Source organism: Bacillus sp. J14TS2 (genome assembly GCF_018333015.1).
GTDB lineage: Bacteria > Bacillota > Bacilli > Bacillales > Bacillaceae_C > Lederbergia.
Map to the genome: position 1 here is coordinate 132,749 of NZ_BORE01000006.1, position 12,671 is coordinate 145,419.

At 42.9% G+C, this 12,671-nt stretch carries 2 protein-coding genes; both read right to left on the reverse strand.

The window, feature by feature from the left end:
- Window positions 1-103: 103 nt before the first annotated feature.
- The gene (locus KI375_RS10935) at window positions 104-1,807 is read right to left on the reverse strand and encodes an ABC transporter ATP-binding protein (RefSeq protein ID WP_212973532.1); all 1,704 of its coding nucleotides are present in this window, start codon (window positions 1,805-1,807) and stop codon (window positions 104-106) included.
- Window positions 1,800-12,530 (reverse strand): non-ribosomal peptide synthetase, encoded by a 10,731-nt coding sequence (locus KI375_RS10940; RefSeq protein WP_212973533.1) that lies wholly within the window; start codon window positions 12,528-12,530, stop codon window positions 1,800-1,802. The genes KI375_RS10935 and KI375_RS10940 overlap by 8 nt, the downstream gene beginning before the upstream one ends.
- Window positions 12,531-12,671: the final 141 nt, after the last annotated feature.

Genomic DNA, 12,671 nt, shown 5'->3' on the forward strand with positions numbered 1-12,671 from the left:
GAGGTCTTGCCGAACTCCCACTTCCCGCTATATTCCACCGCTGAGGTAATGCGTTATTGGGCTTTGGAGCTTAGCTTTTTAGTTATGTCCCAGCCTCGTTTCTTCAATGTGTGACATGATAAAGAGCATGGAAAAATCCTTTTTGGTCGATGAGCTCTTCAAATGATCCTTTTTCTACAACTTTGCCATTTTTCATCATAATAATTTCATCATAACGAGCTAGCATGGCCCCATTTAATTTATGGGTCACAATTACCCTCGTAATATCTTCAATATTTAAAATCGATTTTTCGATTGCTGTCGAGGTTTCATTATCAAGAGATGAGGTTGCTTCATCTAACAAGAGAATTGGCGTCCCTTTAATTAAAGCTCTTGCAATCGACACTCTTTGTTTTTCTCCTCCAGATAAAAGTGATCCATTTTCACCACACTGAAAACCCGGTCCCTTTTTCTCCATCAATGGCTCTAATCCTGACATGCTAATGGCATTCTGTAGATGCTCATCTGAATAGGATTTAAATAATTTTATATTGTTCTCAATTTGTGTATCGAACATAAAGATTTCTTGCTGAATCATCGAAATAAGTTGATACAGACTAGAAGGATCAATTTCGCGCAGCTCCGTATCATCAAGTAAAATCCGCCCATCATAGTTGTCATAGTACCCCATTAATAGATTCAACAAGGTGGATTTTCCACTTCCACTTAACCCAACAACTGCATAGGATTTGTTCTTCTCCAATTCAAAATTAAGGTCAGACAATACTTGATTCTCGCTATCTTTGAAAGTGAAGGAAACATCTTGGAAACGGATCTTATCCGCAAATTCTTCTTTTTTCTCTCCTTTATCTTCCTTCTCTTCTGTTAAGAGCATTTGATCGATTTTGTCACTCAGGACCAATCCAGCTTTGCGTTTAGGCAGATACTCTGCCACGATCGCGATCGGTCCTAATAAATAATTCAACAATTGGATATAGGCTACTACATCCCCTGCGGTTGATTTTCCGTTTAGCGCAAGGTAAGCTCCGAATGAGAATGTCCCGACAACTGCCATAAAACCAGATACCTCTGTCAAACTATTGATTAAGTCTGTGAGATTATTAAAGGTTCGTTTCTTTGTTTCTAAACTTTGATTGGCATCAGAGATCGCATTGGAAACTTCCTTTTCAATTCCAAAGCTCTTTACCACTGTAAAACCATTGAAAAAGTCTTTAATGGTTGTTGTGAAGCCTTCGTTTTTCTCAGAGACACCAGTTTGATGAAAAGCTACTCTTCCATTAAACACAACGGACACGATAATCGGTACTAAACTCAAGATCAGTACAACAATCGCCACTAACACATTTAAATAAAACATGGCTGCTAACCCGAGAATAAATAACGCTATTTGTGTAACAAGGATTAAATTCCCTTGTACATAATCTGTTTCAATTGTTTTCACATCATTACTGATGACGGAAATATAGCTGCCAGTATTTTTCTTCTTAAAATCAGTTAAATCTTTCCGAATAATAATTTGGCAGATCACTTCTTTGTACCTCGTGAGTGCATTTTTTATATACTTATTTTTCAACAAATAGTGGGTAATACTCAGCAATAAATAGAGAACTAAGAAACCAATTACCATCTGAACTAAGCGAATTAATTCGCTAGTGGTTCCATCGACACTAATATCAACTAGCCATTTTAGAATAAAGGCAAGACCTATATTAAAACAAGCTAACAAGATAGAGATGATAATCGTGCTAATGAATAAAAATTTATTTTTAAATAGATTTTCTCTTAAAGATCGTCGTGGTTTAGTCATTTTCTTCACCTACATATAATTCAAGAACATCCTCTAGTTCATTTTCATCCCATTCGACATGATCGCCGTAATCAGATTTCGTAAACTGTCCTTCTTCCACCGTCAGACAATGGTTAATAACAGCTTTTAAGGCATCTTCGAAATGGGTGCAGAAAGCCTTCATCAGCGTTTGATCATGAGAAGATGATCGGAATTGAATTGTAAATCGTAATCTTTTTTGTTCTATGACACCATTAATCGTCATAGACTTTCCATGATCGTTCTCGTCCGCACTCATCTTTCCTGGATGGAGCGTGGAACTTTCGAACATTCCGCTTTCGTTTTCATGGATATTGCCTAAATAATTAAAGCTAATCCCTAATGGAAGTTGCTTTTGTTTATCCTGAATCTTGGTCTCAACTAGATGCTTGAAGACCCCGTATGTCAAGCCATTGTTAGGGACATTGCGCAGCCGTTCTTTTATCTCTTTAATGGTCTGTCCGATATCGTCTGGCACAGCCTCTAGAATCACTGGGTAAATATTGGTAAACCAACCGATTGTTCGATCGATATTTACCGATTGTTCGAGTGGATATCTCCCATGTCCTTCCAGTTCAATACCGACTTGTTTGATTCCAGCCGTTTTGTAGAGTGCCCAACCTAATGCCGATAAAAGCAACTCATTGATTTCTGTATTATAGGCTCTTCCTGCCTCATATAATAAGGAGGAAGTAAATTCCTCTGATATCTCAATATCATAGCTAAACAAATCTTGTCCTTTTTCAACAAACGATGGATTGGCTATCGTTTGTAATGTATCGACAACCCCTTCCCAATAAGGGATTTCCTGTCTCGCCACATAGGTTTCACCATGGGCAATAAGGGCTTGCTGCCAATCCGGATAAGCCATTGTTTTAAGCGGTAATTTTACTTGCTCCTTCTCTTGCAGTTGAGAATAGGCAATAGTAAAATCTTCCAGTAAAATTCGCCAAGAAACACCATCCATGACAAAGTGATGTACACAGATAAAAAGATGAGTGCCTTCGGATGTGTGGTACAGGGCCACTTGGAATAAGGGGCCATTTTCCAAATCTATCGAAGCTTGAATGCTTTCACATTCTCCCTCGATTTGTGTTCTTATTTCATCCTCACTCGTAATATGTTCAAGATCATAGACCTTTAATTTATAGAGGCTATCCTCATCTGCACGGCGAATCCGTTGTTTTCCATCTGCCAATACAGCTCTCAGCATATCATGGTGAATGACTAATTCATTGAGCACAGAATCAACCATGTTGTCTTCAAGCTTTTCCTGAGTATAGAGCATGATGGCTTGATTAAAATGATGTGGCTTTGGAAATGACCAATTTAAAAATTCGTGTTGAATTGGCGATAATTCGTATAAGCCATTGATTGTTTTTTGCGACTCAGCTAACTGATCGGCTGCTACGTTTTTTAACTTATTAGCGATTCCTCGAATTGTCTTTTCTTGGAACATCATTTCATAATCAAGTTCAAATCCAACCTCACGCATTTTCGAAATAATACGAATCGCTTTGATAGAGTCTCCACCAATCTCAAAGAAAGGATCATCAATCCCAATCTTTTCTAACCCTAGTACTTCTTGATAAATGGCGACAAGCAATTCTTCCCGTTCATTTTCAGGTGCTGCATAGGCTGTTGAACTGGTGAATGTTGGTACTGGTAAGGCTTGATGATTCAATTTTCCATTACGTGTAACCGGCAACTGGTCCATCTCGGTCACAGTCGCTGGGATCATATAATCTGGCAATTCCCAACGCAATTGTGCCTTTAGTTGGTCTGGATCAGGTTTTTCGGTCCTATCATGGTATACAACATAAGCAGAAAGGAAAGGTTCGCCGGTCGGTGCCGTTTGCACCAAGACTGCGACATCTTGAATCCCCGTCTGTTGCTTCATCACTTGCTCAATTTCACCTAGTTCAATACGGAAGCCACGAATCTTCACTTGATCATCGATTCGCCCTAGGTATTCGATCGTCCCATCTGGCAACCATCTTGCCAAGTCGCCTGTGCGGTAGAGTCGTTCACCTGGTTGATACGGATTGGCGACAAACTTCTCAGCAGTGAGCACTGGTTGGTTAAGATAGCCTCTGGCGACTCCATCGCCCCCGACACATAATTCGCCTGGCATGCCGACCCCGGCTAATTGCTCTCCTTGAAGGATATAGGCACTGCTATGCTGGAGTGGTCGGCCAATCGGCAGCCGGGTATCCCCTGGTTGTATTGGATAATAAAGCGAAAACGTCGTATTTTCTGTTGGGCCATAGCCATTAATTAGCTGCGTGGAATGGCGGGCTAGAAATCTTTCTACATGCGCTTCCGATAGTTTTTCTCCACCTATTAAGAGAGAGTCCAGCGGAGCAAATACATCCACATCCAAATCGACGAGATTATTAAATAACTGCGCCGTCATCCACATCGTGTTAATTGCATAGGTCTCAAGCGCGCCTCGTAATTGAAGCGGATCTGTTACCATTTCGGTCTCCACTAAAGCGACTGTGCCGCCATTGAGAAGTGGTCCCCATATTTCAAATGTGGAGGCATCAAAGGATAGCGCACCGGTTTGTAATACGCGAGCAGACTCCAGCTCCACATAGTCTTGGTTTTTCACCAACCGCACGACATTGCGATGTTCCACCATTACCCCTTTCGGTTGTCCTGTAGAACCGGAGGTAAAAATAACATAGGCTACATCATTCGCGCTGCCTTTGCTTTCCGTTTTCCCCTCTTGATAGTCTCCATGGAGAGGAAGAAGCTGTGACACCCCGACTGCTTCAAGCTCAGTCCAGTGGCGCTCCCCACATAAAACTGTCTCAATCTGACAATCCTCAATCATCTGGTGCAGCCGCTTGGTGGGATAATCAGCCTCAAGCGGCACATAGCCACATCCATGCTTCAAAATTGCAAGCAGGCCTGCGATCATATCAACAGATTTCTCTGTAGCAATCCCAATTAAGGTTCCCGGTTTCACACCGTTGCGTTGCAATTCTCCCCACAACGGATTGGCACGTTGCTCTAACTCTGCATAGCTTACACGTTCGTTTGCCGTAACTACCGCTTCCCGCTGTGGATGGCGTTGAACTTGTTCTAGCCATAACGCATGGATCGTTTTTTCCTTTGGATAGGAAGTGGTCGCCGGATTAAAATCAGCCAGCACTTGTTGACGTTCTTTTTCGGTTATCAGACTAATTTCCTCTATTGGTTGCGTGAGTTGTTCACTCAATGACTGTAATAAATACGTCATTCGCTCAGCCATCCGGCGGATCGTCTGCTCCTGAAATAACGCCGTACAATATTCCCACTGCAGAACATAGCCTTGCTGCTCAATATCAATATTCAAAGTTAAATCGAATTTTGCAATCGTGGAATCATGATCGATACTACGAAATCCCTTGTGATGAGAAGGCAACTCATTGTTTTCCTGATTCTGCAGGACAAGCATATGATCGAAAATCGGGTTGCGTGACAGGTCACGTTGAACATCGACTTGCTCGACTAACTCTTCAAACGGATATTCTTGATGTTCATAGGCTTGTATTGTAGTTTCTTTCATCTCCTGTAAAAATTGATTGAAGCTTTTCTCTCCCTCTGGCTGTCCGCGCATCGCCAATGTATTGACAAACATACCCAGCATGGTTTCTGTGTCATGATGCAGACGGCCAGAGATCGGACTTCCTACGACAACATCCTCTTGGCCACTGTATTTTTGCAACAACACCATAAAGGCAGAAAGGAACACCATATATTCGGTTGTATCGGTCTTCTCACACAGCTTGCGTACGCTTTTCTTGATCTCTTCCCCTAATGTAAATGAAAGGGTCGCACCTTGAAAACTTTGTTTTCTTGGGCGCGGATAATCTGTTGGTAAGTCCAATACCGGCACTTCATCCGCAAATTCAGTGACCCAGTAGTCTTTTTGTGCTTGCAAATCCTTTTGCGCCAGCCAATGACTATAATCTTTATAGTGGACCGTAAGAGGCGCTAGCTCGGTGCCATTGTATAGCTCCGAAAATTCCTTTGTGAGAATGTTGATCGATTCTCCATCTGAAATAATATGATGCATATCAAAGAACAAATAACTATTTGTCGGACCTTGCAACACTTTCACCCGAAATAATGGACCATGGGCAAGATCAAATGGACGTACAAAATCGGTAAATGCAGCCTGAGCTTCTGCTTCATTCAAGCTTTTATGCTCAGACCATTCTACTTCTATAGGCAGAGCAGAGGCAATATGCTGGACTGGTTCACCATCCACTGTCGTAAAGGTTGTCCGTAAGGCTTCATGACGTGCGCTTAATTGAGCGCATGCTCGCTCAACCTTTTCTCGATCCAGCTGTCCCGCCATCTCAAGCAGTGCTGGCATATTATAAACGGTTCCCTGCTCGCCCATTTCATGGATCAAGTAAAGACGTTTTTGTTGGGAGGAAACCGGATAGTACGCCTGCTCCCCCACTTTTGTAATCGTGTGGTAAACAGCAGATTTCCTTTTAAGAATTTGCTCACTTAACTGTCTGACTGTTGGATATTCAAAAATGGTGATTAATGGCAAGCGAACATCCAGTTTCGTCTCGATTAGATTAATGACTCGTGTCGCCCGCAGGGAGTGTCCTCCCACTTGGAAAAAGTGGTCATTTACACCGATTTCCTCTCTGCCAAGTACCTCTTGATAAATTTCCACTACCATCGCTTCTGTATCATTTTGCGGTGCTACATAGGTAGTAGTTGGTGTGAAATCTGGTTCAGGTAGTGCATGGCGATCTAACTTTCCGCTTTTATTAAGAGGGAAGTGATCCATTTTGACAAAATACGTAGGAATCATATAATCCGGTAATTCTGTTCCTAAGCTTGTTTTTATATCTGCCTCATTCAGCGGAGCTTGATCAGGATTTTCCACATAATAAGCACATAAGACCTGTTCTTCCATCTCGTCATTTCTTGCTATCACGGCCACATCTTGAAGATGAGCTTTTCTCTTTAAGACATGTTCAATCTCTCCAAGTTCAATTCGGAACCCGCGAATTTTCACTTGATGATCCAGTCTGCCTAAATATTCAACATTGCCATCAGGCAGCCATCTTGCCAAATCCCCAGTTCGATAGATCCGCTGTTCACTTATATGAGGAAGAATCACAAATTTTTCCGCCGTTAATTCTGGTCGTTGCCAATATCCTTTGGCTACACCTTCTCCGCCAATACAAAGTTCGCCTTTCACTCCGATCGGTTGGATCGATCCCTCTTCATCTACGATGTAGATATCTGTATTTAAGATTGGCTTTCCAATCGTCACTTTTTCACCGACATGAAGCTTCTTCATAGTAGACCATACTGTCGTTTCTGATGGTCCGTATAAATTATAAATAGAACAATGAAACTGCTGTAATAGCTTATTCGACAAGCCTTGTGGTAAAGCTTCTCCCCCTACGATTACTTCTGTTAATGAGCGAAAGTCGTCTGGGAATCTTCCTTCGTTGTCCAGCATTCCCTTCATTCTGGAAGGAGTAAGCTGCAACATATTGACTTGGTGTTTCGCGATGGCTTCGCGAATCAGCGCCGTATCCTTTTGCTGCTCTTCATCTACTAACACAATTTGCATCCCTTTGACTAATGGCAAAAGGGATTCAACCACAAAAATATCAAATGAGATCGTCGTAATGTTTAAAATCCTTTTTCCTGGGGTAAAGTCAATTGCCTTTGTTATTCCCTCGATTAAATTGACAATCGACCGATGTTGAATCATAACCCCCTTCGGCTTACCTGTGGAACCAGATGTATAAATAAGATAAGCTAATTCTTCAGCATTCGTATCAATCACAATATTGGAAGAATCCTCGCTATATTGATCAGCTTGATCCAAGTTTACCGTCGTTCCATGAAAATGATCGCTTATTTTCTCCTCGCCGCTTGTGTCTGTTAATAAAACTTTCGCCTCACTATCTGTGAGCATATACTTGATTCGTTCACTCGGAAATGTTGGATCAATAGGCAAATATGCTGCTCCTGCTTTTAGGACCGCCATAATTGCAACAAACATATCCGGTTGACGATTCATAAGGATTCCCACCACTGAATGCTTATTTCCTTGTTGTTTGATCGTTCTTGCTAGGCGGTTCGCTTTTCGATTAAGAGCCTCATATGTCAGTTTTTGACCTTTAAAAATAACAGCTGTCTGTTCCGGAGTCCGCTTAACCTGCTCCTCAAACAAGGAAGCAATTGTTTTCTCCTTTGGAAATTCTCCCTTTGTATAATTAAAGCCATGAAGAAGCTGCTGAGTCTCTTCCTGTGATAAAATATTAATCTCTTTGATTTTCTTACTTTCATTTTTTACTAGAGATGATAATAGAAAATGAAACTGGTTAGCCATCCGTTTAATGGTTTCAGCTTGGAAAAGCTCAGTAGAGTATTCCCATTTTCCTAAGTAACCTTTTTCTGTTATGTCAATATTTAAAGTGAGATCAAATTTGGCGACAGTTGTATGTTCCTCGATATCGGCTTCACCATTGCTAAAATCCAGCTCTTCTTGTCCTTGATTCTGCAGAATCAGCATACAATCAAATAATGGGTTTCTTGATAGGTCGCGTGTTGGCTCTACTGCTTCAACTAAATCTTCAAACGGATATTCCTGATGCTCATAGGCGTTTAATGTCGTCTGTTTAATTTCTGTTAGAAATTCACCGAAGGTCTTCGTTTTGGTTGGACGTCCGCGCAGTGCTAAGGTATTGACGAACATACCAAGCATCCCTTCGGTATCCCGATGAGTCCTGCCCGAAATCGGGCTGCCTACAACGATGTCCTCTTGGCCGCTGTATTTTTGTAATAACACCATAAAGGCGGCTAAAAAGACCATATATTCTGTTGTGTTCGTTTGGCGCGTAAGGGTTTGGACCGCTTGTTTGATCTCTTGCGTCATCTCTACTGGCCACGTAGCTCCACGGAAGCTTTGCTTAGCTGGTCGTGGAAAATCTGTTGGCAGATCTAAGATCGGAATGTCCTCCCGGAATTGGTCGACCCAGTAGGCCTTTTGTGCCTGCAGATCTTTGTGCTGCATCCACTCACTATAATCTTTATAGTGCACCGTTTGTTTTTCTAAGGATTCCCCCCGGTACAGTTTGGAAAATTCTTTGGTTAATAGATTGATTGATTCCCCATCGGCAATCAAATGATGCAAATCAAACAACAAGTAAGCTTGCTTGGTTCCTTGCACCACCTTCACACGAAACAACGGAGCTTGTTCGACATTGAAAGGACGAACAAAGTCTGCTAAAGCCGTCGCGGCTGTCAACTCATCGTTTTCTTCATACTCCACCTGAACAGATACCGTATCCGCTATTTTTTGTACTGGCTCTCCTTCCACGAGGTGGAAGCTGGTGCGTAAGATTTCATGGCGGTCGACTAGCTGCTGGCAAACCGTTTCGATCTTGTCACGATCGACCGTGCCTTTCATTTCCAGCACCCCTGGGATGTTATAGGCCGTCGCGGCTCCTTCCATCGCTTGGATAATATACAAGCGCTTCTGCGGAGAAGACATCTTGTAATACTCTTGTGCAGGTGCAGCTGGGATCGGTTCATAGGACTGATCGGCTTCTAGCTGCTCGATTTGTTCACTCAGTTCGGCAATCGTCGGGGCGTCAAAGATCATTTTTAAAGGCAAACGGATGCCCATTTGTGCCTCGATCACATTGACGAGTCGAGTGGCACGCAGAGAATGGCCGCCGAGTGCAAAGAAATCATCAGTCGTGCTGATATTCTCGACTCCTAGCACGGTTTGGAAAATCTCAACAAGCGTTTCTTCCCGTTCATTTTTCGGTGCGACATACCTAGTAGAACTGGTGAAGGTTGGCACTGGTAAGGCTTGGTGATCCAATTTGCCATTGCGCGTGACAGGCAACTGGTCCATCTCGGTCACGGTTGTTGGGATCATATAATCCGGTAATGCTGTTCGCAATTGGGTTTTAAGCTGGTCTGGGTCAGGTCGCTCGACCCTGTCTTGATATACGACATAAGCCGCAAGGAAGGGTTCCCCCGTTGGGGCTGTTTGCACTAAAACTGCGACATCTTGAATCCCCGCCTGTTGCTTGATCACTTGCTCAATTTCACCTGGTTCAATCCGGTAGCCACGGATCTTTACTTGGTCATCGATTCTCCCCAGGTATTCGATCGTCCCATCTGGCAGCCATCTCGCCAAATCCCCTGTGCGGTAGAGTCGGTCACCTGGTTGATACGGATTGGCGACAAACTTCTCAGCAGTGAGCGCTGGTTGGTTCAGATAACCTCTGGCCACTCCGTCGCCGCCGACACATAATTCGCCTGGCATCCCAATCCCAGATAATTGCTCGCCTTGCAGGATATAGGCACTACTGTGCTGGAGCGGTCGGCCAATTGGCAGCCGGGTATCCCCTGGTTGTATTGGATAATAAAGCGAAAACGTCGTATTCTCTGTTGGGCCATAGCCATTTATTAATTGGATGGAATGGTGAGCGAGGAATCGCTCCACATGTGCTTCTGACAGTTTTTCTCCACCTATTAGGAGTGACTCCAGCGGCGTAAACACATCCACATCCAAATCGACGAGGTTATTAAACAATTGTGCTGTCATCCACATCGTATTGATCGCATAGGTCTCCAGGGCGTCTCGTAATTGAGCCGGATCGGTCACAATATCGGTCTCCACTAACGCAACCGTACCGCCATTGAGAAGCGGACCCCATATTTCGAATGTGGAAGCATCAAAGGATAGCGCACCGGTTTGTAATACGCGAGCGGACTCCAGCGCCACATAGTCTTGATTTTTCACCAACCGCACCACATTGTGATGTTCCACGATGACCCCTTTCGGTTGTCCTGTAGAACCGGAGGTGAAGATAACATAGGCGGCATCATGTGCGCTTCCCTTGCTTTCCTGTCCCCCTTCTTGATAGTTTCCATGAAGAGAGAGAAGCTGCGGGACATTGATGTCCTTGAACGCGGTCCAGTGCCGCTCCCCACATAAAATGGTCTCAATTTGACAGTCCGCCATCATTTGGTGTAATCGTTTGGCGGGGTAATCAGCCTCCAGTGGTACATAGCCACAGCCATGTTTCAGAATCGCGAGCAGGCCTGCGACCATGTCAACCGATTTCTCTGTGACAATCCCGACTAAGCTCCCCGATTTCACGCCAGTACGCTGCAATTCGCCCCACAATTGATTGGCACGTTGCTCTAATTCTGCATAGCTTACACGTTCATTCGCCGTCACCACTGCTTCCCGTTCCGGATAGCGTTGGACTTGTTCCAGCCATAGCGTATGGATCGGCTTTTCTTTTGGATAGGAAGTAACTGCTGGATTAAAAGCATCAATGATTTGCTTTTCATCTTCCGGTAAGAGCACATCTAATTGATTAACCTTTTCATCAGGCTTCTCAACCATTTTTTCAATAATATTTTGCATATTGCGCAATATATGCTCGATTTCTTCTTGTGAATATTCATTAGGGTCATGCATAATTTCAAAGCGCAATGTCTCTTCAGGAAAAACAATAAACGAAAGCGGATAGTTCGTCTGTTCTATTAAGTTTTCCACTTGAAATGAAAGACCACCGAATTGCTGCGGCTCATTATCTGCATAATAATTTTCAAAGGCGAGAATTGACTGCATCAGATTTCCTTTGAGCTGGCTTTGCGCTTGAATTTCGGGTAAAGAACAGTAATCATATTGTCCAGATTCAACGGCCTGTGCCTGCAATGTATGGACAAGTTCCTGTACCTTTGTCTCCTGCTTATTTTCTACGCGCACAGGAATCGTATTTATGAACAAGCCAACAACCTCTTCAATTCCTCGGATATTCGCATTTCTACCGGAAACGACTTTACCAAAAACAACATCCTTTTCCCCTGTAAGTCTTTGCAAAAGGATTCCCCAAGCAGCTTCCACTATAGTATTTTCTGTTACCTGTAATTGTACGGCTAATGCTGAAAGCTTATCATTCAAGTCTTTCTCTAGTTTGATAGAAGTCTGACAAATCTGTGTATCAACAGGATCTGGTCTTTTGTACCCTAAACCGAGCTTTACATCATTGGAATAGTCTTGAAGCAACTCTTTCCAATAATGTAAAGCTTTATTTTTATTTTGCTTAGAAAGCCATTGAATATATTCCTCGTATTTAGCTAGGCTTCTTGAGCTGTCCTCTACTTCTCTTGTTAATTCACCCAACTGCTTCCCCTTGATTAACTCGTCATAATAAGCCATAAAGTCTTTTACAACAAGAGACATGCACCAGCCATCCATAATAATATGATGAAAACTCCAAATCATCTTATAGGTAGACTCTGATAAGCGCACAACTATGACTCTCATCAGTACATCTTTTTCCAAGTCAAATCCTTGTTGAACATCTTGCTTCTTCAATTGTTCCAGCTGTTCTTCTTGCTCTTGCACTGAAAAATGCCGAAAATCAAGACTTCGCACCCCGATTTCCTCATGCTTTAAGACGATTTGGCGAGGATCTTTGATCTTTCTATAAAATATTTTCGTGCGTAAGACAGAATGTTTCTTCGTTAATAATTGCAAGCTTGCCTTAATAAAATCCAAATGGACATCGCCGGTTAATTCAATCACATTTTGCACAAAATAGCTGGTCGATTGTTCATCAAGTAGCTTATGATAAAGCATCCCCTCTTGCATCGGGGTCAATCGATATATTCTTTCGATATTGTTACTATCCACGTTGTACCTCCATTTCTAAGAAAAGCGCAAGCGCCTTGATGTAAGGAGAAAGGATAAATACGCGACGTCCTGTCGCTTCGTCTGCACTAGTACATCCTGTACGTCGCAACGCCTTTCTGACCAACATCCTGTTGACCTCCG

Coding starts and splice junctions, on each gene's coding strand:
- KI375_RS10935 (WP_212973532.1), bottom strand. CDS start 1,807: ATGACTAAACCACGACGATCTTTAAGAGAAAATCTATTTAAAAATAAA.